Here is a 25,540-nt window from a genome sequence, read left to right as displayed (position 1 = left end):
TTAGCACGCTTCTCAGTCGGTTTATTGCGTAACTTGCCTGCCGGGATAGAGGACGGACAGACCAATATACAAAGGTGCGCAAGGCACCCACGGAGGTATGTTAACTATGTCAACGGTAGTTGTAGTGGGAACGCAATGGGGAGACGAAGGTAAAGGTAAAATCACGGATTATTTGGCGGAAAGCGCAGATGTAGTTGCTCGTTACCAAGGCGGTAACAATGCAGGCCATACGATTCTGATCGACAACAAAAAATATAAATTGACGATGATTCCATCGGGTATCTTTTACACAGACAAAGCATGCGTGATTGGTAACGGTATGGTTATCAACCCGAAGGCACTTATCGAAGAAATTAATTATATTCATGATAACGGATTTACAACGAAAAACCTGTTTATCAGTGAGCGTGCACATATCATCCTGCCATATCACATGGTTCTGGACGCTCTGGAGGAAGAGAGCAAGGGCCCGAACAAAATTGGTACAACAGGTAAAGGCATTGGCCCTTGTTACATGGACAAATCTGCTCGGATCGGTATTCGTATGGTGGATCTGATGGATGCAGAAGATTTTGAACTGAAGCTGCGTCACTTGGTTAAAGAAAAAAATCGGGTTATCGAGCAGGTGTACAACGGTACTCCGGTTGATGTAGAAGAGATTCTCGCGGATTATCTTGGCTATGCAGAAGTGCTTCGCCCTTATGTACGTGATACATCTGTTGTGCTAAATGATGCCATCGATGAGGACAAAAAGGTATTGTTTGAAGGCGCACAAGGTGTGATGTTGGACCTTGACCAAGGTACTTATCCATATGTGACTTCATCCAACCCATCTGCAGGCGGCGTATGTATTGGTTCTGGTGTTGGTCCGGCACGTATTCAGCAGGTTATCGGGGTAGCCAAAGCATACACAACTCGTGTAGGTGACGGCCCATTCCCGACAGAGTTGCATGATGCGATTGGTGATCAGATTCGGGAGACAGGTCATGAGTACGGAACAGTAACTGGACGTCCACGCCGTGTAGGCTGGTTCGACAGTGTTGTTGTTCGTCACGCTCGTCGTGTGAGCGGTATTACAGGGCTGTCCCTGAACTCTCTGGACGTTATGACGGGTCTGGATACGGTAAAAATCTGCACAGGTTATAAATTCCGCGGCGAAGTAATCACTCACTATCCGGCGAGCCTCAAAATGCTGGCTGAATGTGAAGCGGTATACGAAGAGATGCCAGGTTGGAGCGAGGACATTACAGGAGCGAAGAAACTGGAAGATCTGCCGGTGAATACACAGAACTATGTGAAACGTGTAGCTGAACTGACAGGCATTCCGATCGCAATTTTCTCTGTAGGTCGTAACCGTGAGCAGACCAATCAGGTTCTGCCAATCTACGTATAAACTGATAATTGGATTGTTAAATTCCCCTCCAGTTGTTGCTACTATAGCGGCAGCTGGAGGTTTTTTGTGTATGTTTCGGATATAATCCCGAGATTTCCGTCAATACTGGCTAACAGTAGAGCCGGATATCCCGAAAATCTGTATGGATTTAAGGGAAGTATAATCGGAGGGAGAGAAACAGAGATGAAATTGCTGATGTGGTTTGTCAAAATCGTGCTTATCGTATTGCTGGTCAGTTCACTGACGTTGCTTACGACAGGATTAATTGTTCAATCGTATGCCAAGTCATTGCTTGCCAGCTTTAATATACAGTGGGAAGGTCAGCCTACGGGACTGATGGGCATGTTTCAAGGGGCTTTGGGCACCAAGCAATCCAGCGAGGGAGAGAAGTCCGGGAATACGTCTACAGATCAGCCAGCCGGAACGGAAGAGCAAAAAGCCCCGGAGAATTCAATTTCGGTCATGGGAAACGGGACGAAGGATGGAAACGCTGGAGGGGGTACGGGCAACACGGACACGAATCCAGGTACATCTAGTAATGGCGAAACAGGGGGAGCAAACACAGATACCGGTGGGGGTTCTGGAACGGTTGACGGTAACGGTTCAGCTACTGGAAGTGGAACGGCAAGCGGTCAGGGAACAGACCGGAGTAATTCGACTGGAAAAGAAGAGATTGTCGTGTCCCCAGATGATATAACAGGTGCTAAAAACAAATTGCCTGCTAAGGAAAAAGAGCGTATTTTCACCCTGCTGATGAACAAGTTACCTCAGAAGGAAATGCAACAGATCTCGGGAGCGATGGAGGGTGGGTTGACAGAGCAAGAGCTGAGGGAGATTGAACAGGTCATCTCAAAGTATCTGACCAGTGAAGAATACGATGATTTGATGCAAGTGCTACAAGCAGAATAAAGGTGATTAGGAGTTACTTTGCTGGACAGCGCTTCTATGCTATTGGAGCCCTGGTGTATTATCTAAAGACAATTCCTTGGCAGGTGCCTGATTTTACAATAGACCGATTCCGTGACCCGTTATGGCAGATCCATCTGGAGATGGAGCAACATGGATTCTGGGACGTGCAGCAGAAGCGGTTTATCATAGGTGCAGTCAAGAAATAAGTAAAATCAATCGTGAAAGGTCAGGACAGATAAGTCTGTCCGTGACATTGCATGAATCGAATAAAGTTATTATTTAAGTCTTTCATCAGAGTGGATCTGATGGAAGATTTTTTGTATATACATGAAAATTATAATGAAATTTAGTAGGTCTTAGAACCTAGTCTTAGATTGGGATAAAAAGTACATAGTACAGTAGGAGTTGAGGCATAATGGAGGATGGAACACATGCTCCGAACGATGGATATTTCAGGGAAACCATATGGGGCGCGGATTTGAGATGTGAGGTTAAGAGTTGAAATGACTGTAAAACCTGTGTTAAAGTATACGGGTGTGATAAAAGGTTAAATTTTTGACACTTTTAAAGTACAGCTAAAGTCCTGATTTTACAAAAATTCATATCATTGAACTTACTTGCATATGACTCACTTACAGGTGTTGTCTGATAGTAAATGCGGAATAAGAAATGCTGAAAAGGAGAGAATCATGAAAGGTTTCAGAGGCAAACGCCAACCGGATCAACACCGGGTACACGAACAATCCGGACAACACCGGACGGCCGAAGACAAAAACAGCATGAGCATGTCCAACTTCAGTTCTAATAAAAAGAGAATTCTGTCATCGCGTAAATGGATCATTACCACAGCATGTGGTATTTTGATTGCAGCATCGGTTGGATTCGGAGCAAAGCAGTATGTGGACTCCAACACCGTCTCTTATTATAAGGTTATGGTGAAAGGCAACGAGATTGGCACGATTACAAACGAGGCACAGTTGCAGCAATTATTTGCCGAAAAAACAAAAGAATACCGCGTTAAGTACCCGGATGCGGATATGGTGCTGAACACAGATGGCATCACAACCGAGACGGTAAGAGCATATAAACCGGAAGTGAACAGTGAGGAAACGCTGGACAAACTGGGGAACATGTTAACGGCATATGCCAAAGGCGTGGAGCTTAAAGTAAACGGTGAAGTTGTCGGAATTGTGAAGGATCAGGAAACGGCAGACAAGATCCTGCAGCAAGTACAGAGCAAATACATACCGGCATCGGCTGTGCGAAGCTCTCTGAAGACCAAGTCGGTATCAGCTAACTCCTCTAAAAAGGATCAAGGACCAGGCACAACGCTAAAATCTGTAGACATCAAAGAAGATGTGACAACAGATACGGTGAAGGCAGATCCAAATAAAATATGGGATGTATCCGAGGCGGTTAAAGCTTTAACCGTTGGTAAAGACGCGCCTGTAACTTATGTGGTGCGAGAAGGAGATACGATCTCTTCTATTGCATCCAAGTATGAAATTACGCAAAGCGAGATCCGCAAACATAACCCGGGCATCAAGGAGACATCTCTCCAGATTGGACAGGAGCTGACTCTCACTGTACCAAAGCCAGCGATTACGGTTAAATCGGTAGAGCAAGTGGTAGAGCAGATTGAAGTTAAACCACAGGTTGAGGTACGTAAGAGTGCCGATCTGAAGGCAGGTACGACGAAAGTGGTTCGTCCAGGTCAAAGCGGCCTGAAAAATATGCAGTATCGCATCACCAAAGAAAACGGCGAAGTCGTTCGGGAAGAATGGCTGGGTCAGGAAGTCCTAAAAACAGCGGTGACTGAGGTTGTACTCAGTGGAACCAAAGTGGTTGGCGAAGGCACAGGGCAATTTGCATGGCCTGTATCCAATGCGACGATGAGCAGCAGTTTCGGTCAACGTTGGGGCCGCCAGCACAAAGGTGTTGATCTGGTTGGTAATCGCGATGTCAAATCTGCAGATGAAGGTGTAATTACTTTTGCAGGACAGAAGAGCGGTTATGGCAATGTCATCATCATTAACCATCGTAACGGATATGAAACGCTCTATGGTCACTTGAACAGCATCAGTGTGGATGTTGGCCAAGTGGTGGAGAAGGGTGACAGCATCGGCGTGATGGGGAATACGGGACGTTCCACAGGAACCCATCTGCATTTTGAGATTTTGAAAAATGGCTCAGCAGAAAATCCGATGACCTATCTGAATTAAGGATAGAGCATGAGTTTAAGGATAGAGCTTGAAATGAAGTATAGGACACGAGGCATCGGGTAACGATGTTAAGATTGAGAACAAGGCCCGCTGTAAAGCTGGCCTTGTTTTTTGATGTGAAATATTTTTACAGGAAACGGCTTCCAAGAGGTGGATCAGGATGTGACGGTGCCTCAGGTATGTTAAACTAGAGAGTATAGATCGTTGATAATAGGCAGTACACAACAGGGAATGCATGATAGACAATCAGATAGATTAGAGAGACAGCGCCAGTGGCGAATTAAGCAGGATATAGGGGTGAATTCAGCCGATGCAGGGAAAGATTTTGGTGGTGGACGACGAGCAGCCCATCGCAGACATTTTGAAGTTTAATTTGGAAAAAGAGGGTTACGAGGTCATCTGTGCGTTTGATGGTATTCGTGCGGTAGAGCTGGCGTTATCCGAGAAACCGGATCTGATGCTTCTGGATCTGATGCTTCCGGGCAAGGACGGGATGGATGTGTGCCGCGAGGTGCGTGCGCATCTGGAGATCCCGATTATTATGCTGACTGCCAAAGACGGGGAGATCGACAAGGTACTTGGTCTGGAGCTAGGCGCCGATGATTATGTAACCAAACCGTTTAGTACAAGGGAGCTGCTCGCCCGGGTGAAGGCACAGATGCGCAGACAGCAGAAACCAGCAGCGATTGTAGAAGCGCCGGAGGAAGAAGGAAAGCAGGTTCTGCGGCTGTTTGATCTGGCTTTTGATATGGACATGTATACGGCGTACAAGGGCGGTGAACCGCTGGATCTGACGCATCGTGAATATGAGCTACTCTATTATATGGCCAAGCACTCGGGCAAAGTCATGACACGCGAGCATCTGTTGCAAGCTGTATGGGGATATGAATATTTTGGCGACGTGCGTACAGTGGATGTGACGATCCGCAGGCTGCGGGAGAAGATTGAAGAAAATCCGAGCAAGCCGGAAACGATTCTGACTCGCCGGGGGCTGGGTTATCTCGTGCGCAGTGCCAAAAGCGTGGGGATATAATGGGCCGATTCTCGCAATTTTCGTTCTTTCGAACGATTCAGGCGAAATTAATTATTATTTATGTACTGCTGATCCTGATTGCGATGCAATTGATCGGCGTTTATTTCGTAAGTGCAATGAAGAACTCGCTGACTAGCAACTTTACGGAAGATTTGCAGGCACGAGCGGAGATGCTGTCGGTATTGGTAGGCCAGACGATGGCTGCTGGTGAAGCGGAAGCTGGTGAGGACAAAACAGAGAATCTGCGTGTGCTGGTAAACAATCTGTTCAACATTAACGGTGCCGAGATTCAGGTGCTGGATGCCAGCGGCAAGGTGCTCACCACCTCGCTAAGTTCACATTCTGATTATATCGGGCGTAAAAATACCCAAACCGTTGTCAGCCGTGCACTGCAAGGCATTCGGGATAATGAGGAATATATCGTAGACGAGGATAATGTTCGCAAAAAGGTCGTGGCCAAGCCGGTATTATCCGGCGGCAAAATTATAGGTGCGGTCTACATTGCTGCTTCGATGAACGAGCTTTACTCGACAATGGAGGGCATCAACAAGATTTTCATCTCCGGTATTCTGATTGCCCTGGTGTTAACCGCGGTACTGGGTGTTATTCTGTCTCATACGATTACCCAGCCGATTAAGGAAGTGACAAGACGGGCAACAGCAGTCGCGGAAGGAAACTTCGATCAGCAGACACCGGTATTCGGTACAGATGAGATCGGTCAACTTAGTCGTGCGTTCAACTATATGACCAGCAGGCTGCGCGATGCCCTCTCTCAGAACGAAGAGGAGAAGGAGAAGCTGACGTCCATTCTGACCAATATGAGTGATGGTGTGGTTGCTACCGATGAGCATGGTAAAGTGATTCTCGTTAACCGCCGTGCGAGCAGCATTCTTGGCATGCGTCCGTCTGATATTGAAGGCAGGCATTTTGCCGTCCTGCTTGGCATTGATCCGGAGGATGCGGAAGCACTGGCGAGCGGATTTACCGGCTCAACGCTGCTGCAGATTGCCCCGGCAGGTCAGGAGGAGCCCGTAGTCATCCGCATGACGTTCACGCCGGTACACCGGCGTGAGCTGGGAATCACCGGCACGATTGCGGTGCTTCAGGATGTAACGGAGCAGGAGGAGCTTGAGGCCTCCCGGCGTGAATTTGTGGCGAATGTATCACATGAGCTGCGTACACCGCTGACCACAATCAAAAGTTACGCGGAAGCACTGGATGATGGGGCATTGGAAGACCCGCAGCTTGCGGGACGTTTCGTGGGTGTGATTCAGAACGAGACCGAGCGCATGATCCGTTTGGTTACCGACTTGTTGCACCTGTCGAGACTGGATTCCAAGGAAGCTTTGCTGCGCAAGCAGCCTATTGATATTTTGGAGATGCTGGAGGAAGTGGCGGATCGATTCTCCTTCCAGATGCACCAGAAGGATATTCAGTCCGTGTTGTCTGTGGAGAATGATATTCCCGCAGTCCCACTAGACAGGGATCAGATTGATCAGGTTCTGGACAACGTAGTGTCCAACGCATTGAAATATACGCTGGAGGGCGGCACCATTACAATTGCTGCCCGGCGCAGCGATGAGCATACGTTAGCCATCTCCGTATCTGACACAGGCATGGGTATACCGCAGCGTGATCTGGATCGGATATTTGAGAGATTCTACCGTGTAGATAAAGCACGCTCTCGCAGCATGGGGGGCACAGGGCTAGGATTGTCCATTGCCCGGGAAATTGTAAAAGCCCACGATGGCAGCATCTCTCTGGAATCTGAAGTAGACGTAGGCACAACGGTAACTTTTACACTGCCTATGCGTGACAAAGGGGGTGAGCACCTTGAAGGAACGGATTAAATCTCTGGTGCTCGCTTCGCTGGTCGCAGCCAGTCTGATCCAGAGTTACTTCCTGATCTACCGTTTGCCTGGAGGCGGCGATTCTGTTGTTACCTCCGAGACAAACTACGTGAAGACCGAGAATATGGGTCAGGAGCGTAATATTGAAGAGTTGATTTTTCCGGATCAGATGATTATTCATCTGGGACAGGACAAACATACGGTCTTTTACCCCGGCAACACGTTCTATCAATTGATCTACTCCAGGTTAAAGGGGCGGACATTTGAGGATTTCCAGCGCCGCAGTGTACAATCGGTGAACTGGGATCAGATTCGCAAGGAAAGTCCTGGCTTCGAGTTGTCTTTTAAAGAAGGCATGCCGGTAGCTTTGTTACAACGAGTGATGCGTTTGGGGACGGATTCTCTCTTTCAGGGAGAGACGATCAACCGCATTGCCATATATACGACGCCAGATGAGACGAAGGCTCATGCCCTGTTCTTCAGTGCGAAGGGAGACGTAGTCTATGAGGCTACACAGGCAGATCTGACGGTGCAGGATGTGAAGCAGCATGTCGATTTTGGGACGAGTTGGACACCGTACACGCTGATGGAAGGCGGGTATTATATTCCGGCACAGGCACTGGATACGATTGAGGCGGATGTGCCGACAGGGCAGTTCACGGTAGAGCAGATGCAGCGCAGTCTGTTCTCTGATCCGAGCATGACCCGGAATATTCGGGAAAAGGATGGATCAGAGATTTATACGGATAGCAAACGTAGTCTGCAAGTGAAACAGGAGCAGCGCTGGATTAGCTATACAGACCCGGCGGCACCGCCAGCTGGGCAGAGTGATGCGTCCAAGGAAGCCCTGTCTGCGGTTGATTTTGTGAATCAGCATGGCGGCTGGAAAGGGCGCTCACGCATGATGCTGAGATCGACTGACAATAAAACACAGTTGCAGTTCCAGCAGTATTACGGAAGTTTTCCAATCATGGATTCGATGCAATTCCGCTTCGGCACGATCAACATGGAGATGCAGCAGGAGACAGTGTCGAGCTATGAGCGATCCTTGGAATATTTGAACGAAGGTACGGAGGCCAAAAAGTCGATCAAGCTGCCTGGCGGGGATAAGCTGAAAAATCTGATCCGCAAGGTAGCTGGCGAAAACCGCAAAGTTGTGGACGTGTACCCGGCATATCGTCCATCTACGATAGAAGATGGGCTGAAGCTGATCCCGGTCTGGGTGATCCGCTTCGGCAATGGTGAGGAAACGACGGTGTCTTAGGAGTAACGGAAGGGGCTGCTGCCGCTGGTCGAATGCTAACGATCACCAGAGACGTTAAATGCCAGATTTATGACGCTTTGAAAATCTAACGATCACCATGGACGCTATTCTGATGAAAACGGGCTTAAACTGATGAAAATGTCTGATTTTACGCGAAATAAGGCTTCTCCTGATCGTTAGAATTCAAATGAACCCGAAATGGGGCAAATAAGGTTCCTGGTGATCGTTAGATAGATTAGGTGATGGACAAACCAAACGAGGAGGTGAATGTTCTGGATTGGGGACGGGCGAAAAATGTATTAATCTATGCATTTCTGCTGCTGAATCTGGTATTGGGATATCAGATCTGGATGGATGCACGCGAGACGGCTGGTGCCAATCTGGACTTCACCTCGCTCGCGGATAATACACAGCAGGCGATGGAAGAGAAGGGCATTCAGGTGCTGGCACCGATTCCGAATGAGACGCCGAAGCTGCCGAAGTTGTCCTATGAGTTTATCGAAGAGGACAAGTCGGGGATTGAAGTGGAGCTGGAGAAGCCTGTGGACAGCAAACTGATTTTCTCGCCAAGCGAGCTCGCGGACGCGCTGCAGGCGGAGATTCCGCAAATCGGCACATACCGACTGGATCAGCTGATGGCGGAAGATGGGGCCTTTGTGCTCCACCCGCTGGTGGACGGCAAATGGCCGCTCTTTAACGTGAGTCTGGAGCTGTTCTACAGCGATCAGAAAATCACGGGTTATCATCAGACTCCCGTGCGGATTACAACCGCCGAGGAGAGCGATCAGCAGGTGCTTCCGGCGTCTAAGGCGCTGGGAATGCTGATCGAAAACTTTTTGCCCAACGGTGCGATTGTGAAAGATATTCAGCTGGGCTATTACGGCCAGTTGTTCAATTCAGATATACAGGTGGCGATGCCGGCATGGCGGTTCGTGCTGGAAAGTGGCGAAGTGTTGTACGTGCAGGGCATCAGTGGGGATGTATTCAGTCCCAAGTCAGATAAACCAGGGGAGTAATGTGTTATGGGGATATATTTTACCGTGTTATCCAGCGGTTCGACAGGCAATGCCACGGTCATTCAGCATGGGGGCACCTCACTTATGATTGATGCGGGTCTCAGCGCGAAGCGGCTGGAGGCACTGTTCTTGGAACGGGAGATTTCAGGCAAGGAACTGGACGGCATTCTGGTGACACATGAACATTCGGATCATATTAAAGGACTAGGCGCGATGTCTCGGAAATATAATTTACCGATCTATGCAAATACGAATACGTGGGCGGCTTTGGAGAAGTCGGTCGGAGCGATTCCGGAGGAGAACCGGCGGATATTTGAAACGGGTGAAAAACATGATTTTGGCTCGCTGCGCGTGGAGTCCTTCGGTATCTCGCATGATGCGGCTGAACCGGTAGGTTATACATTCGACGATGGCAGTGAGAAACTGTCGGTTGCGACAGACCTCGGTTATATGAGTGACAAGGTTCGCGACGCGATCTCGGATTCGGATGTGCTCGTGCTGGAGGCGAATCATGATGTCGAATTGCTGCGCATGGGGCGGTATCCATGGAACACCAAGCGCCGGATTCTCAGCGACATCGGGCATTTGTCGAACGAAGCAGCAGGTGCGGCGCTTAGTGAACTGATGAACGGACGCATCAAGCGTACGTATCTGGCACATCTCAGCCGGGATCATAATATGATGGATTTGGCTAAAATGTCGGTACGTGATGCGATGGAGAGCCGAGGCTGTTTTTATCGGGACCATGAGTTCAAGCTCTGTGATACGTATTATGATCGTCCTACACCATGGGATAGGGTGGGTGAGCCATAAAGCTGTCCAGTTCGGCGGCTTTGCGCTCTACTTCCTCGCGTGTAAGGATGCCTTTATCAATAAGCAGTTCGATGATGGTGCTGAGTGCCAGTGTGTTACGGTAATGCTCTTCTTTGAGATCGGCCAGCTTGGCCGCCATATGCACTTCGTCCATAGCTGTGATTGTTCGCGTGCGTTCCATTGTGGAATCCTCCTTCTTTCTATGAAGCTTTGAATTGTTCTTTTACTATTATTGTAGTCAGGCTGGGTGGAAAACATTCCTCTTTTTGCCGCTAACATTCTATGAGCAGGATGTGTATGCTGAAACTGTAGCTGCTCTGTCTGGAACTCGGAGCGAAAACGGGTTAAAAAAGTTCGGTGAATTCGAGAGAATGGCGCTTAGCGCAGCCCATTTTGTGGTGATAGATAGTATGTACCTTTATTGTTAAGCGAGTAATGGCGAAAATTTACGTTTATTTACGTTATTATGCAACTTTTTGGGATATAAAGTGTTTAGTATATAAGGAGTATTATGATTTTGGCTGTTTTTTGCGTATGAAATAGAATCTCGAGTCTCGCAGAAGACGAGAGGTTGATTGGTAGAACACACGGGATGGAGTGCCATTCTGTTGTATATAGACGTCTGTTCCCGATTGGGTTCGGGGAGGCGACGATGTGCAAGGCCATTTTTGAACATGCAAAAAAGCATGGGGAACGCGAAGTACCATCGGTCTTCCATGTTATCACTTGGGCGGCAGTCAGGGTCTTGATGCGTGACAACGAAGGGGAGAGGATCACGATGGGATTGTTTGGAGATGATTTTTATTCAACCAAGGTATCAAGACGCGCCGAACCTGAACAGAAAGGCAAACTTCAGATCATCCGCCCGGGAGGCGGAAGACGTGATCGCTGGAGCAATCCGGGCAAATCACGCTCGGGATTCAGTTCTACCGTCAAGGTAGCTGTGATCAGTTCGGTGATCAGCTCCATCGTGACGGTTACGCTGTTCAGCTTCATCAGCCAGCCAGCAACGCAGTTACCTCTGGCTAATGCTGCGGGCCAAGGCAGTGGGACTTCACAGACAGCACAGGTGGTTGATCCATATGACCGCATCATTAATGCTGCGGCAGAAGTACGTCCTTCTGTCGTCAGCATCGTGAATCATAAAACAGGCAGTAGCCTGTCGATGAAAGATTCCGCGCTGGGCTCCGGGGTTATTTTCAAAAAAGAAGATGGCAAAGCCTACATTATGACCAATCACCACGTCGTGGAAGGTGCCAGTGATCTGGAGATCGTAACGGTGGACGGCGAAACACATAAAGCAAAACTGGTTGGCAAAGACCGGGTGAGCGACATCGCGGTACTGTCCACCGATGATAAAGGCCTGGGGGCAGCTGCGGAGATCGGTGATTCCAGCAAGCTGCAACGCGGACAGACGGTACTGGCAATTGGTAATCCACTGGGTCTCGGCGGTACGCTGACATCGGGGATCGTTAGTTACACGGATCGTATTTTGCCTGTATCCATTAACCAGGACGGGGTGTACGACTGGGAGCAAAACGTCATTCAGACGGATGCAGCGATTAACGAAGGGAACAGCGGCGGGGCACTGGTGGATCTGAACGGAAAAGTGGTAGGCATTAATACGATGAAAATTTCGGACACTGGCGTTGAGGGTCTCAGTTTCGCGATTCCGATGAACGAAGTGATGAAGACGGTCGATTCACTGTTGCTGAACGGCAAAGTATCCCGTCCTTATCTGGGCGTGTACACGGTGGATCTGAGCAATCCGTATGCTCCGCTGGACGATGATCAGCGCAAGGATCTCAAGCTGCCATCGCACGTGGATAGCGGTGTGGTTGTGTTGGAGGCTTCCGGCCCGGCATCCGATGCAGGGATGAAGCTGAATGATGTCATTACGGAATTCGATGGGCAAAAAATTACCTCCACGCTGGATCTGCGGAAATTCCTGTACGATAAGAAAAAGATCGGTGATACAATAGAGGTCTCATTCTATCGGGATGGCAAAGCGGAGAAAGTCTCTGTGAAGCTGACGGATAAACCGGAGTAAGGCTCGTGGAGTTTAGGTGATACAGCGAAAAGGCAATAGTAGAGAGAGTGATCAGAAATTCTGAGCACTCTTTTTGTATTATTGTGCATGCAGGGTACACGGGGGTGTACGCGCCCCATCTGATCGGGAAGACTTGGAGCCAAAGGCGCAGATACATTTGGTTGCCTATATGTTAAACTGTTCTTAATGTGTTTACATAGATCAATGTTGCAAATAACAGCTGGATAACGTGAGATCCGGCTGACTAATCTGAAAATGGAGGGATTCGAGATGAATCTATTGAAGAAAAAGGTAATTGGAGGAACAGGCGTGGCATTATCCATGCTGTTGCTATCTGCTTGTGGATCGGAGAGCTCACCAGCTACATCCGTAGATTCGAGCGCGCTGCAGGAGAAGATTGCCGGACTGGAGAAAAAGCTGACCGAGCAAGGGATCAAAAGTGATGAGCAGGCACAGAAAATTGCCGCACTTGAGAAAAAGCTGAATGAATTTGGCACAGCCGGCGTTGCTGGACAAGGGACAGGTGGCACAACAACGGCAGTTGGAGGAAACAACGGTTCTGCTGGAAAAGGGGACGGGGTGCTGATTACGTTTGCCCAGTATGAGAAGCTGGAGGTCGGCATGACTGTGGAAAATGTTATCGACATCCTTGGCGGCGAAGGTGAAGCGCTGAGTGAAGCGGAGAACATGGTCGTGTACAATTATAAAGGTGCAGCTCGCAACGGGGGCAACGCGGTAATAGCTTTTCAAGGTGGGAAATTGCTTACGAAGGCACAGTCGGGATTGGAGTAAGGCTGGGGGTTAGGTGTAAGGGTAAGAGCGATTAAGGAAGGCACGGCCACATGGCTGGCTGAGCATCTTGATGCATCAAACTCATTACACCGCGCGCCAGGCAAAGCAGATAAGGATAGACAAGTACGAAGAGTGGTAGGTAAAACACTTAGTGTAAGGATCAGGTTACCGTAAGGAAAAGATAAGAGTAATTACAAGATAGGCAGGATTAGGGACAAGGTTAGGATAGAGTAAAAGTGTGAGAATTAGCTTAAATTTAAAATTATATTTGAAGTATTCCAGCAAGGATACCTGAGGTAGGGTATCATTAACGGGGTACTTTTTTTTATCTTATGGGAAAGATACATCTGCTTATGATATGAGGAAGGTCTTTTCGGTGCATAAGTGGTACGTTTTTGCGCGGATCCGCGATGTGGGGCTTTCTTTTCCGCGGCAGGTGTGATAGAACTGAGAAGTGGCTATCCTGTAATGGGATAAGCGGTTGTGAATCGGGAACATAGCTGGTGACAGAAAGGATGCTTAACGGATGTACGTTGTATGCAAAGAACACGTGGACATTGCCATCGACATGTTTGTGGATGAATATGAGGACGCTCCAGATATTGTGGATCTGAAGGAGACGGAATTTGCCGACTGGGACCCGCCTGCCAAATGCGCTGAATGCGATCAGCACGCGGAATTTCTTGTCGTTTAGCGTACTGTAGAGCAGGTCGCCAGGGTGAGCTATTGGATGCTGTGGGATGTTGTTGTGCATGGCGTAGCAGCGGTAGTGCTTCTGGCGTTAGACTTGGTTCGATCCGGTATGAACATCACAGCAAGGTGCAGAGAGAGCGTGTTGAGCGCTCTTTTTGCGTTTGTGGGGAGTAAGCGGCTGTGGTGTGAGTGTGTGTTAGCGCGCAAATGGGCTTGAGGCAAGAGGTAGAGCGGAGAGAATGAAAGTTGAAAGTGGCAAGACGCAGGCAGGAACAGTGCCTGGAGCGCCACGAAATAAAGTGACAATGGACTAGAATTAAGAATTAGCGAGTTCTAGCGGTAAGAGAAAGGGTAGCTACAGAACTTTGCGAAGGTAAGTGTGGAGCGGCAAGGCGTAGCGTAGGCATCGGCATGTAAAAGCTGGGGAGCGGTAAAAGCAGAATGGGCTAGAGCTTTGGGTGGTGATTGAGGGCGTGGTTGGCGAGTGCGAATTGTAACGATCATGAGAGAGCTTATTTGGGGAGAATGAGCATGGTTGAAATTCTAACGATCCGTAGAGAGCTTATTTTGATAAAATTGCTTCAAACAAGGTGAAAAATACACAGTGTGAGGGAAATAACGTCATCTGTGATCGTTAGATTTTAAAAGTGGGCGATTCGGGCTGAATAAGGTTTGTGGTGATCGTTAGAGTTTTTGGAATGATTTTGATGTGGATGAACGATGCGTTTGAAGCATCTGATTTATAGATAGATGGATGGATGGATGGAGTGCAAGACAACGATTCAGGAGGAATGATCACATGTTGATTCAAATTATTGGCGTAGGCAAATTGAAGGAAAAATATTTAACGCTGGGCATTCAGGAATATGCCAAGCGGCTCGCCCCGTACATCAAGTTTCAGATGATCGAGGTCGCAGACGAGAAAGCGCCCGATACCCTGAGCGAAGCTGAGGTAAGGGCGGTAAAAGAGCGCGAGGGTGAACGCATCCTCGCGCATGTGAAGAGCGAGGCGCACGTTGTCGCGCTCGCACTGGATGGCCAGCTCTGGAGTTCGGAGGAGCTGGCCATGGAGATCGACAAGCTCGGCACGTATGGGACGAGCCATGTCGTGTTTGTTATCGGAGGGAGCCACGGGCTCTCCGATGAGGTATTGCGCCGCGCGAAGCAGCGCTTGAGCTTTGGGCGCATGACCCTGCCGCATCAATTAATGCGGCTGGTGCTGGTGGAGCAGATTTATCGCGCGGTGAAGATCAATCGGGGTGAACCGTACCATAAGTAACGGCATTTTTTGCTGAAAACTGCGTAAAGGCATGGAAAAGGATTAGCATGGAGTGGGTTTACTCTAAGACAATTTCTGTGAAAATACCTGCTACAGACGCGATATGCTGTGATTTGAGGGCATGGAGCTGTCTGTGACGTATTCTGATTTGGCATCAGATGACGATGTTGTATGGAGCATTGAACTTTTGCTTGGATAAAGCAAAAGCCCCTGCCACCGTTTGGGTGGAAGGGGCGTAGGTTAAAGTTTATGATGAAGTACCGCAAGCCTACTTGCGTGAGTGGTCGAGAGGCAAGATGTGAGTAAAGCATTTAACAAAGACTTGTTTCGAGCCCATTTTTTACTATTTCTAGAGCTGATGCTACTTTATCCGCAGTTTTACCTTCAGGGCTTTATGGTCGGATAGCTCCAATTGGGCAACTGCCTGGTAGGACTGGATTTCTACGTGCCTGTTGTGTAAGAAATGGTCGATACGCCAGCCGAAATACCCCTTGGTTTCCCAGGTGGTAGGGAACAGCTGTTTTGAATATTTGACGGCATCCTCTAGTTGGTCTCTTAACGGATCAAGGCTGCCCATCAACAGCGTCGTGTTGAAATCGCCAGTAACGATCAGTGGTGCATCCCCCGCTTGCCTGATAAAGTCTTCGATTTCATCTAATCCGTCGTTCCGGGTTTGGTGTCGTAAGTTGACGAAGTTCCAGAATTCTCGTGAGAGAATGCTATGTCCCAGATCGACCTGGGGCTCCAGATGAACGCTCACCACATGAACAGGTTTGTTATCAATCAAGAAGGTCAGCCAAAGCACCTGCTTGCTCGGGGATAATGTTTGCTGGATCACAGGATATTTGCTAACAATGGCGAATTGATCCTCCGTTACCACGTGATAATCAGGGAATTGTGCCTGAATCTCCTTTTTTTTATCAATTAAATAAGCTTTCCAAACGGGCTTTTCCTGCAAATATACATATTCTTCAAGAATATAAATGTCCTGATTACTTTCCTGTAAAAAATTATACATCTGACCTGGTGGCTCGGATTGATCCCAGAATTCAGTATTCCAATTCATAATATGAATTGAAGCTTGGTCTGATCCAGAGGCTTTGTCGGATAACCTCAAGGCATGGAAGTTAATATCCGCCCGGGGAATCAGCAAGAGCATAACAATCAGGGAACAGCCGATTATGATTATCTTTCGCTTAGCTTTTATCGCTAATAGCGCAATAAAGCAAGGAAGCAGTAATATGGAACTGGGTGGAATGCTAGCAACTACATTCCACCAGGGGAGGTACCCCGCTATAAACCTATCGCAGATAAGTACAATGAGAATGGAGCTAAAAGCTACAATATGTCTCCATCGGAACTCAGAAAAAATACTTCGCATATTTAATGGCACCCTGTTTCCACAGTGTATTGTTGCCAAGCCCCGTGGCTGCATCTGGGTTTTTCTTCCGATCCTCCAAATACCAGTGATAATTCCGTACGAGGGAATCTTTGTTAGAGAATTTCGGTTGATATCCTAATTGGTTGATGGCTTTATCTAGAGAAACGTAATAGGTCTTGTTCAGTTTCTTATATAGCCGCTTGTAAAATGGGGACACCCTAAGTTTTTCCAGAATGGATAGGGCAATGGTCATAGGGAGTGCGGGGAGGCAAATAATACGTTTGCCATAGCCGGCTTCCGTTAATACAGATTGGTAGTCCTCTCTAATGGAGGAGAACTCCGCAGCTCCAATATTGAAGAGGTCATTTACTTTGTCCCTATCGCCAGACATTGCCATGTATATGGCCTGGCAGAGGTCTTCAACATCCAATAATTGATAACGGTTTTTTCCATTCCCGAGCATAGGAAAGTTTCTTCCTTCACTGGCCCACTCATACAGAATGGCGAAAGTTCCTAGACGGTGAGGACCCAAAAATGATCTGGGACGCAGGATCGGGACACATTTACCCTTGTCGCGCCAGCTTGCGCAATGTTGCTCGGCAATGATTTTGCCTTTATTGTAGGGGTCAAAAGGGTTCACCTTATCTGTCTCCAGAATTGGTGATTTGTCAGCCACTCCATATACAGAAGTAGAAGAGATATAGACAAATCGTTGTACATTGCCCACTTCAAAAGAATTTTCTAATAGATTATCTGTGCCGTTAATAATAATGTCCAGAATTTCCTCATCCTCGAAGCTGGGGGAGGCTGAAGCACAATGAAGCACAATATCTATATCTTTGATAATCTCTTGTACCTTGTTTTTATCACGGATATCTCCAGTGATCGTTGTGAAATCCGCAACATGCTTAGCAGGATGCTGAATATCAAATAGAACCAGTTCATAATCATGGCTGTAATGTTTATGAAGATAATCTACCAGATTGATTCCCAGTACACCGCTGTTTCCCGTAATTAACACTTTTTGTTTCATAGGATCACTCTCCATACTTGTATTTAAGCCGGAATTTTCTGCTTGTAAAGAATTCCAAAAATCCTCTCACAAAACCCCAGAAGCAGACACTTGTAATGATCCAATGGGTACCTATAAAAAAAAGAGTGAAGAAGAAACCTTTTTCTTTCCGCACGAAAGTATATTGTCCGAAATCAGAAACAATAAAAAATAGCAGACAACCAAGGAATAGTAAGAGACATAATGGACTGAAGAAGGAGAAGGGCAATAGTACATTGCTCATTCCGACAAATAACATTCCGATCCCTCTGAGCGGCGTTTCAAAACCTTTGGTAAACTTCTTCCGGTGGAAGTAAAATGGAACCCGCTGTCTTGCTCGTTCATGCATTTTTCTGGCCAACTGGCGCAACTCATGTTCATCATCGTGATTGCCCATCACCTTACGAGTGAGCAGCAGTTTATAGTTCAGGTTCAAACGGTGCCCGAATTCGATATCTTCGGAATTGTTCAGGTTCTCATAGAATCCGCCCAGCTCATTAAAGACAGATTTCTTCACGGCGCCCAGCGAGAAAAAACCAGCGGTCACATAGCCTTCAGAGCTGATTCTCCAGTAATATCCTTGAAGCGTTCGATATTCCTCTACCAGACTGTCGTTGAAAAGTGCCTCTTTGGCGTAAATACCGCAGACGGAACCGAGCGAGGGATCTTTTTGAAATTCCAGAACGGTATTTTCAATGGCATCGTGAAATAGGGCTACATCACTGTCCAGAAAAAAAACAATTTCGCCCAGCGCATTGGCCACTCCGGTGTTCCTGGCTGCCGAAACGCCATTGTTCTTCGTTTGAATGATGCGGCACGGATAGGCGGAGGCAATTTCCACCGAGTTGTCAGTACTGCCATCATCAACAAAAATGATTTCAATAGATTTATAGGATTGGTTCATTAGTGAATCAAGGCATTTGGGCAGCGTTTTGGAATAGTTGTAGTTAGGGATTATCACGGAAACTAAAGGTAAGGTATCCAAGTAAGATCATCCTTTCACATGTTCGTTAGTCGGTTTACTTCTCACTACTTGCTTATGGATGCTTAATCCTAATAGCTTCTGTTTAATATAAAAGACCAATAGTATCCAAAAGGGCAGGCTGTATTTGTATTTATTTAGCATATATCTTAAATTCACTAAAGATTGCCTTGTTCTCTCTGCAACATTGAAGTTGCTATCGTGAAGTAGATGGTAACTGACTATGCTGGTGTCCTTTTTAAAGACGAGCCCTTCTCTGGATAAGCGAATTCCTAAATCCAGATCCTCATGGCCCCATCCCTTAAAATTTTCATCAAATAGTCCAGCGTCTTGCAGTGCTTGTCTGGGAACGGAAACATTGCCGGTAAAGAAGGTCAGCCAGTTGAATTTACCTGCTGGTTTAATGGGCAACTGCTTCTCTAGCCCCTGTTTTACTACCTTACACTGTAAAAAGGATAGGTTGTCAGCAGGGGTTCCGGTATCAAACAACTGTGCGATTTCCTCTTCAGTGACTAGTGAATCATTGCGTTCACCTAATACAATACATGGGATGTTATGTCCATCTATATGCCTTTGCACAAAATCAGGGCCAGGAACCCGATCATCATCGAGGAAGATGACCAGTTCTCCTGTTGCTTTCTCAATTCCAAGATTCCTGGCTACAGCTCTTCCTACATTTTGTTTACATATTAGGTAAATGGGGGTATACGAGAAATGAATTCGTTGAAACTGAGCAATCATATCAGGGTTGCATCCATCAAATATGACAATAACTTCCACTCCTTCGCCGATTTGACCCTCTAAACCCTGCAAGGTTAACCTTAGCCGGGTTAGCTTGTCCTTGGTAGGAATGATGATGCTTGCTTTCATAGGCTGCCATCCTCCTTCAACTGAAATGATGAGCCTAAAGTCAGGATTCCACCACTGCAACTGATTTGATCTTTCGGTTTAGGTACTGGGTTTTGATGATAAAAGTGAAAGTTCCTATTAATACCAATTGAATAACCAGGGTTGCAAGCATGGTTCCGAGTATTCCATAAGACTTGGTGAGGAGTACAGAGATGAGGATTAGAACCGGTAGGGGAATACCTAGCGTGATTAGACACAATAAGGCTCCTCTTTTACCTTCCACCGAAAATACGGAATGGAATATCCAATAAATAAAGTGGAAGCCAGTACTGATTGAAACAATGGCTACATATAGCCAATTTAGCGGATAGTCATTACCATACAAGAGAATTAGAGTAATACATAAGACAGCATTTCCAACGATAGCTAAAGGTAGCAGCCAGATAAGCATACTGAGAACGCGAGTGTACACCTTGCTTTTCTCCAATAGGGCAATTGCGGGTAGAAACACAATAGCAAATACCTCATGGAACAGTAGATTAAAAAAGTTTCTCACATTCACTTGATAAACGGAGTACATACCTACGTCATAGCTGGAGCAAAAGTAGTTTACAATAAATAAATCACTGGAAAACAGTAGTGTGGAAAAAGACACACTGATCATCGTGATCCCGCCGTAACGATAGAGGTGTTTGGCAGTTTTCATGGAAAAGGATAGCTTGAAATCCCGAGAAAAAATCCAGGCGATAAGAGTGAATATGATGAAATTCACGATAAGAGCAAGGATGAAAAAATTAAAACTATCCGATCTAAAATAACTTGCCAGTACAATCACAAAAAATACGGATGTTCCAATCAATTTACCGATGCTGAGCAGAAGAAATTTGTTTTTTGCCCGCAGAATGGATTCGGAAATGGTGGCAAAGTTAATGACCACAGCTAAAGCGATGCTAAGAACCCATTGTGTCTCGGAAATATGGGCAACAACGGAAAAGGCTTCACTCAGTTTTAAAAAGACCACAACAAACAAGCCCGCCAGCACCCCATTACAAATAACAGCTGATCCGATAATTTGTCGTTCCTGCTCTTTATCGCTTTCAGGAAGATACTTAATGATTGAAATATGAATTCCGAAAACCATAGGAATAATTAAAAAGTAAGCAATATTTTGGATCATAGAAATATCCCCAAGAGCAACGACACCCAGTTTCCTGGCGGCCATGACTAAACCGACTACATTTAATACAGCGGATAACATTCTAAAAATAAATACAATCCCCAAGTTGCCTAGGAAATTTGTTATATTTCGGTTGTTCAAAATATCCGAGGACTTTTCACGAATACGTTTTCGTAAAGTTGGGTTTTTACTCATTTTGGTTTATCCTATTCACTCTCAATTTGGGCTAACGTTTAAATAAATAGATTGCTTTGCAAAGAGATGTAGACAATGACCCACAGCAGTACGGTAAGACGAATGGGTCTGTCTCTGAGCACGATCATCTCAGGGCGTTCTCCCAGATCTGTTTTACTTAACAAATACTGATATCGAAATATGCCGTATACAGCGATGGGGAGCGTTGCAATCATGTAATTGGAGTTGGATTCAAAGATAGAAAAACAAGCGTAGGCTACGACTGTACATGAGGTTAGCATGGGGATCATCTCGTCAATCAGACCAATGGAATATTCGCTAAGAATTTTGCGTGTATGTTTTGTCTGACCTGATAAGGTAAGGATTTCCTTCTTACGCTTGTTAAAACCTAGAAATAAAGTGAGAAACGCTACGCTTAATAAAAACCAGATAGGGATTTCATCGCCAGTGGTCAAACAACCAGATAAAGATCTAAGCACGAATCCTATGGATATGACCAGCACATCAATGATGACAAACTCTTTCAACTTAAATGAATAGCTAACGTTGAGAATGAAATAGATAAGGATAATAGCTCCGAAGGTACTGTTTACAAGGAAAGAGAGAACTAGAATGCAAGGACATAATAAAACTAAAATCGTTAAAGCATGAGAGAATTTTATATCACCTGAGGGTAAAGGACGGAATTTCTTAACCGGGTGTTGTCTATCTTTCTCGATGTCTACCATATCGTTCAGAATATAAACAGAACTGGAGATGCCGCAAAACAGTAGAAATTGTACCAACGTCAATTGGACCATTTGTATGGATAGATGGTTGAAAGATAACAGTAAACCCGAGAAAACAAATGCATTTTTAGTCCAATGGTGGACTCTCAATAGACGTAAAAGAGGCATTATCCTCTTGGACTTCTGCATAGGAGAACTAGCTGATCCCAGTATGGGAACGGAGTGGATTATTTTTTCCCTATTCATAGGGGGCACCTCTCACAATCAAATTTAATCAGCTAATATTTTAATAAGTTGCTTCATTTAACCTTTTAATCTGCTCCTGAGTAAGCGTTACATCGAGTGCTTGTAGGTTCTCCTGAAGTTGTTCCGTTGAGCTTGCTGCAATTAACGGCAGGGTAACCGGGGAGTTACCCAGCATCCAAGCAAGGACTACCTGATTATGCGTTGCGCCCGTTTCTCTGGAGATTTCTTGTAAAACAGCAATTCTAGTCTCAGCGTCTGGGCCAGCGTATTGCACAGGAATCGCACGATCCTGACGGCTGTACGCACCGCTCAACAGAGGAGAATAGGCAAGTAAAGCGACTTCCTCATGGGTCTCAATATACTTGAGCATTTCCTCCGAAACGCTGAGCTGTACATCGAAGTCGGCGCCTGCTCTAGGGCGCAAATAGGTATATCTCTGCTGAATACATTGATAGGAAGAAAAACCGTGGGATTGACTAATATTTCTTGCTTCTTCAAGCCGCCAAGTGTAATGGTTACTGCATCCGATGGCCCTTACTTTGCCAGATTGTACTAATTGATTAAAGGCCTCGAGTGTTTCCTCCAGAGGGACATCCATATCGTCAATATGGGCATAATACAAATCAATATAATCGGTTTGCAGCCGCTTGAGGCTTTCATCGACCGCTTTATGAATGGCCTTTTTGGATAAACCTTCTTTAGAAGAAAAACCGCCACCGGGAATGGTTGGGTTCGCTCCAACTTTGGTTGCCAGAAAGATACGATTCCGGTTTTCTTTTTCCTTCATCCATTCTCCCAGCAAGGTCTCGCTTTGCCCGCCTACTCCAGTTCCGTTCCAAAAGGCATAATTGTTGGAAGTATCCAAAAAGTTACCCCCTGCCTCCACATATTGATCCAGTAGCCGATACGATAAGCTTTTGTCGGTTTTCGTACCGAAGTTTAGACAACCAAGACATAGGGCGCTCACCTGTGGTCCTGATTTTCCTAAAGAAAGTTGTCTCATTTTATTCAATCTCCTTCCAGTGTAATTTCTTTCTTTACTAAACTTTAGCGGTTTGAATTTGACTTATAATAGCATTATAGTTAAAAAATTCAACCGCTACTTGGAAATCAGTCTATAGAAGTTGTATACAACAGTCAAGAATTTTCTTGAAAAATATAGAAAAGAATAGATTTTTATGTCTAAATATTACAAAAAATAGAACTTAACCATGGAAAAGAAGGATAAGTGCATGCATGTGCAAAATAGAATATGAATGTAAGAATGGAAATGGCGTTCGAAAGCTGGGTATCCCTACTAAGGGGAGAAATGCCCGCAGAAATTACACACGAAAAAGATCCAATCACCTAAAGTGACTGGACCCTCCCTAAACTACATCTCAAACTCAACATTACCATTCTCGCTTAACTCAAACGGACCAGGTGTAACATCTGCATCGGGTCTCTTTGATCCGAAAAAATCGGAGTCAAAGCGATAGGGGCTGCTATCGGGTTCCTCATATTTCATATCGGCGTGATACGTCTTTCCAAGCAGATCCGTGGTAACCACCATCGCAGAGGTTCCCCGAAGCAATTCGGTCTCCTTGATCTGAATGTGCACCTTACCCAGCCCAGGATCAATCTCAATGTTTATGCCCTTCTGTGAATGTACCTTGGCATCCGAATCGTGACTACTTGGAACTGCATGGTTAAGATATACATTTCCACCCATAGCTACTGGAAGAACAGCATTGCCTATAAAGAAATCCTTCGCGGCATCGCCAAGCTCCATAAGTTGCTCTTTGGTGTATTCCCACCACTTCTTATCTTTGACATCCGGATGTTGATCGTATCCGCCAAGTCCCACAGCGTGTAGATAGCAGATAGAATTGTCCGGAACCCCATCCATGACGGTCTTCCCGTCCTCTCCAACGGCATCCCTAGATTTAAGGGGAAGATGCTCAAAAAAGGTGATTGGAACAGGTTCCTTATTTGCGTCGTTATCACCCAAAAAGATGTTGTTGTAGTATCTGTCATCGCCCCCCGTGATATTGGAATAACCGGCCATGGCTGTCTCGTGAGGGAAGTGATATGGGGTAATACGTGTAATCTCGGAACGAACAACAAATCGGCCAGCAAATAAATTATGGGCAAATGCACCGCCCTGGGCCATATTTCTGAAATTCATGGGCGAGAGGAAAAGATTATGATCGACCATATACGGACCATGGCACACCTCAACGAAGAGGTCTTCTGAAATGTTGTCGAAAAATACATTGCGGCTGATGCGAGTACCTTGTGCCTGCCAGTCAAGCCAAAGCGCACGGTAACAGCTATACATTATATTTTCGCTAATTATAGTATCCAGAGAAGCGTGCAGCTTAATTCCCGCTACTTCGGCACCGTGTCTGAGTCGTTTATGGTGAATATTATAAATACGGTTCTGGTAAATGCGGCTGAAAGCTGCTCCCATATGGCCCACAATACCGGCCTGCTCACAATCATGAATTACATTACCTCGCACGATGTGACTACCGACTCGATCTTTATGCCAACCGGAGCGTAATGCGCGTAAAATAACCTCCTGCTCCCGTTGAGTACCGCCTTTACTACGCTTCTCCAAAGAATTGGCGTGACCTGTGCCGACTTCGGTACCCAGGCTAATACCAACGCATTTGGATTCACTGATTATATTATTTTCAATAATCCAGCCCTTGCTCCAGTGGGGTCCGATCAAACCTTCCTGGTAGTCCGTAGGCGGCGCCCATTGAGGTGAAGCTTGACGCAGGGTGAAGCCACTTACAGTTATGTAGTTCAATCCGGGCTTCTCAGGCCAAAAGCAATAAGGACGAACATTAATCTCTACATTTTCCTGACGAGGATCTTTTCCGCCAAAATTAGCCCAGATTTTTGTTGTTGCAGAACTCACTTCGGCATACCATTTCAACAGTGAATCGGTGGAATACTTGGCTTCAGGCCAAACGTCCGGATTGTGAACGCTTTCAACACTTTCGCATTCATACAAGGATTTTCCATCCAAATAGACATCGCCGAGATGAACTGGAAACGGTCCGTCAAACAACCAGTCTCCACTGAGTTCCACCTCAAAAGGATTACGAACGGAAAAGATGGAATTCAAAACCTCTGTGCTCCAAACATCGTCTCCTTCAGACTTCCAGTCGGTAACTCGCTCAGCGCCTGTAATAACTACTTCCCCGTCTCCTGCGGATCGATAGACGATTCGATGCTCCGCGGTTCCTCCATTCGCCGGGTTAACCCATTCCCTGTATACTCCCGCATGAACAATAACTGTATCACCAGCCATGGCATGAGCCGCAGCACGTGATATGGTGCGAAGGGGTTGATCCGCTGTTCCTTTTCCTTGATCACTCCCATGTATGGATACATGATATTCCATAACAACTCTCCTTCTATTCTTAAATTATTGTTGTATCTCGTTATTATACTAGAAAATAAATGTAATGGGAGAGATAGGAAGATAGAAGTTCTATGAACAAGCGCTCGGTGACGTTTATCTAATGGAAGTGATCCTGAAGAAATAAAAAAGCCACTCCATTTTAAAGTGTACCCTTTGTAAAGGACATTTTGAAAAAAAACTAGGCAACTTGTTGAAGCTG

At 46.3% G+C, this 25,540-nt stretch carries 23 protein-coding genes; 14 read left to right on the top strand and 9 right to left on the bottom strand.

From position 1 onward, the window contains the following. Positions 1-106: 106 nt before the first annotated feature. From ACUTVW_RS24975 to ACUTVW_RS24935, 9 genes are all read left to right on the top strand, one after another. On the top strand, positions 107-1,393 hold the full coding sequence (locus ACUTVW_RS24975) for an adenylosuccinate synthase (protein ID WP_445648261.1): 1,287 nt from the start codon (positions 107-109) through the stop codon (positions 1,391-1,393). Positions 1,394-1,576: 183 nt separating this feature from the next. Further along, positions 1,577-2,302, top strand: coding sequence for a hypothetical protein (locus ACUTVW_RS24970; protein WP_445648260.1), 726 nt, complete (start codon positions 1,577-1,579; stop codon positions 2,300-2,302). A gap of 2 nt (positions 2,303-2,304) precedes the next feature. After that, entirely contained in the window at positions 2,305-2,508 is a 204-nt protein-coding gene (locus ACUTVW_RS24965) for a hypothetical protein (protein ID WP_445648259.1), read from the top strand. A 483-nt stretch (positions 2,509-2,991) separates the two neighbouring features. After that, complete coding sequence (locus ACUTVW_RS24960) at positions 2,992-4,524, top strand: peptidoglycan DD-metalloendopeptidase family protein (protein ID WP_445648258.1); 1,533 nt, start codon at positions 2,992-2,994, stop codon at positions 4,522-4,524. Positions 4,525-4,834: 310 nt separating this feature from the next. Continuing rightward, positions 4,835-5,557 carry a response regulator YycF gene (gene yycF, locus ACUTVW_RS24955; protein WP_434748677.1) on the top strand — a complete coding sequence of 241 codons (723 nt, stop codon included), beginning with the start codon at positions 4,835-4,837 and terminating at the stop codon, positions 5,555-5,557. Further along, a complete protein-coding gene (gene walK, locus ACUTVW_RS24950) occupies positions 5,557-7,407 on the top strand; it encodes a cell wall metabolism sensor histidine kinase WalK (RefSeq protein WP_445648257.1) in 1,851 nt (616 codons plus the stop codon). Before yycF ends, walK begins: the two co-directional genes overlap by 1 nt. Beyond that, on the top strand, positions 7,391-8,671 hold the full coding sequence (locus ACUTVW_RS24945) for a YycH family regulatory protein (protein ID WP_445648256.1): 1,281 nt from the start codon (positions 7,391-7,393) through the stop codon (positions 8,669-8,671). The genes walK and ACUTVW_RS24945 overlap by 17 nt, the downstream gene beginning before the upstream one ends. 272 nt (positions 8,672-8,943) lie before the next feature. Then, the gene (gene yycI / locus ACUTVW_RS24940; RefSeq protein ID WP_445648295.1) at positions 8,944-9,687 is read left to right on the top strand and encodes a two-component system regulatory protein YycI; all 744 of its coding nucleotides are present in this window, start codon (positions 8,944-8,946) and stop codon (positions 9,685-9,687) included. Between the two features lie 6 nt (positions 9,688-9,693). Next, a complete protein-coding gene (locus ACUTVW_RS24935) occupies positions 9,694-10,500 on the top strand; it encodes an MBL fold metallo-hydrolase (RefSeq protein WP_445648255.1) in 807 nt (268 codons plus the stop codon). On the opposite strand, the gene ACUTVW_RS24930 is transcribed toward ACUTVW_RS24935, so the two are convergent. Further along, a complete protein-coding gene (locus ACUTVW_RS24930; RefSeq protein WP_445648254.1) occupies positions 10,469-10,681 on the bottom strand; it encodes a hypothetical protein in 213 nt (70 codons plus the stop codon). The two genes, ACUTVW_RS24935 and ACUTVW_RS24930, sit on opposite strands and share 32 nt — an antisense overlap. 597 nt (positions 10,682-11,278) lie before the next feature. Between ACUTVW_RS24930 and ACUTVW_RS24925 the strand changes: the two genes are divergently transcribed. From ACUTVW_RS24925 to rlmH, 5 genes are all read left to right on the top strand, one after another. Next, the gene (locus ACUTVW_RS24925; RefSeq protein ID WP_445648294.1) at positions 11,279-12,550 is read left to right on the top strand and encodes a S1C family serine protease; all 1,272 of its coding nucleotides are present in this window, start codon (positions 11,279-11,281) and stop codon (positions 12,548-12,550) included. A gap of 270 nt (positions 12,551-12,820) precedes the next feature. After that, positions 12,821-13,342 (top strand): hypothetical protein, encoded by a 522-nt coding sequence (locus ACUTVW_RS24920; RefSeq protein WP_445648253.1) that lies wholly within the window; start codon positions 12,821-12,823, stop codon positions 13,340-13,342. A gap of 526 nt (positions 13,343-13,868) precedes the next feature. Continuing rightward, positions 13,869-14,036, top strand: coding sequence for a CxxH/CxxC protein (locus ACUTVW_RS24915; protein WP_090923561.1), 168 nt, complete (start codon positions 13,869-13,871; stop codon positions 14,034-14,036). Positions 14,037-14,060: 24 nt separating this feature from the next. Then, positions 14,061-14,252 (top strand): hypothetical protein, encoded by a 192-nt coding sequence (locus tag ACUTVW_RS24910; protein WP_445648252.1) that lies wholly within the window; start codon positions 14,061-14,063, stop codon positions 14,250-14,252. 582 nt (positions 14,253-14,834) lie between these two features. Next, complete coding sequence (rlmH, locus tag ACUTVW_RS24905) at positions 14,835-15,314, top strand: 23S rRNA (pseudouridine(1915)-N(3))-methyltransferase RlmH (protein WP_062327777.1); 480 nt, start codon at positions 14,835-14,837, stop codon at positions 15,312-15,314. Positions 15,315-15,675: 361 nt separating this feature from the next. Here the strand turns inward: rlmH and ACUTVW_RS24900 are convergent, their stop codons facing one another. The 8 genes from ACUTVW_RS24900 to ACUTVW_RS24865 all read right to left on the bottom strand — a co-directional run bounded on the left by ACUTVW_RS24900 (position 15,676) and on the right by ACUTVW_RS24865 (position 25,320). Beyond that, positions 15,676-16,695 (bottom strand): endonuclease/exonuclease/phosphatase family protein, encoded by a 1,020-nt coding sequence (locus ACUTVW_RS24900; protein WP_445648251.1) that lies wholly within the window; start codon positions 16,693-16,695, stop codon positions 15,676-15,678. Beyond that, a complete protein-coding gene (locus ACUTVW_RS24895; RefSeq protein ID WP_445648250.1) occupies positions 16,676-17,728 on the bottom strand; it encodes an NAD-dependent epimerase/dehydratase family protein in 1,053 nt (350 codons plus the stop codon). The genes ACUTVW_RS24900 and ACUTVW_RS24895 overlap by 20 nt, the downstream gene beginning before the upstream one ends. 4 nt (positions 17,729-17,732) lie before the next feature. Further along, positions 17,733-18,731, bottom strand: coding sequence for a glycosyltransferase family A protein (locus ACUTVW_RS24890; protein ID WP_445648249.1), 999 nt, complete (start codon positions 18,729-18,731; stop codon positions 17,733-17,735). 6 nt (positions 18,732-18,737) lie between these two features. Continuing rightward, positions 18,738-19,598, bottom strand: coding sequence for a glycosyltransferase family 2 protein (locus ACUTVW_RS24885; protein WP_445648248.1), 861 nt, complete (start codon positions 19,596-19,598; stop codon positions 18,738-18,740). Between the two features lie 40 nt (positions 19,599-19,638). Beyond that, a complete protein-coding gene (locus ACUTVW_RS24880) occupies positions 19,639-20,949 on the bottom strand; it encodes an oligosaccharide flippase family protein (RefSeq protein ID WP_445648247.1) in 1,311 nt (436 codons plus the stop codon). A 38-nt stretch (positions 20,950-20,987) separates the two neighbouring features. After that, the gene (locus ACUTVW_RS24875) at positions 20,988-21,845 is read right to left on the bottom strand and encodes a decaprenyl-phosphate phosphoribosyltransferase (RefSeq protein WP_445648293.1); all 858 of its coding nucleotides are present in this window, start codon (positions 21,843-21,845) and stop codon (positions 20,988-20,990) included. 118 nt (positions 21,846-21,963) lie between these two features. Then, entirely contained in the window at positions 21,964-22,926 is a 963-nt protein-coding gene (locus ACUTVW_RS24870) for an aldo/keto reductase (protein ID WP_445648246.1), read from the bottom strand. Between the two features lie 369 nt (positions 22,927-23,295). Then, the gene (locus ACUTVW_RS24865) at positions 23,296-25,320 is read right to left on the bottom strand and encodes a right-handed parallel beta-helix repeat-containing protein (RefSeq protein ID WP_445648244.1); all 2,025 of its coding nucleotides are present in this window, start codon (positions 25,318-25,320) and stop codon (positions 23,296-23,298) included. Positions 25,321-25,540: the final 220 nt, after the last annotated feature.

The sequence above is a fragment of the Paenibacillus sp. TSA_86.1 genome (assembly GCF_052691815.1).
Note: the sequence above shows the minus strand (reverse complement) of the source record. Positions and strands in the feature narration are given on the sequence as shown.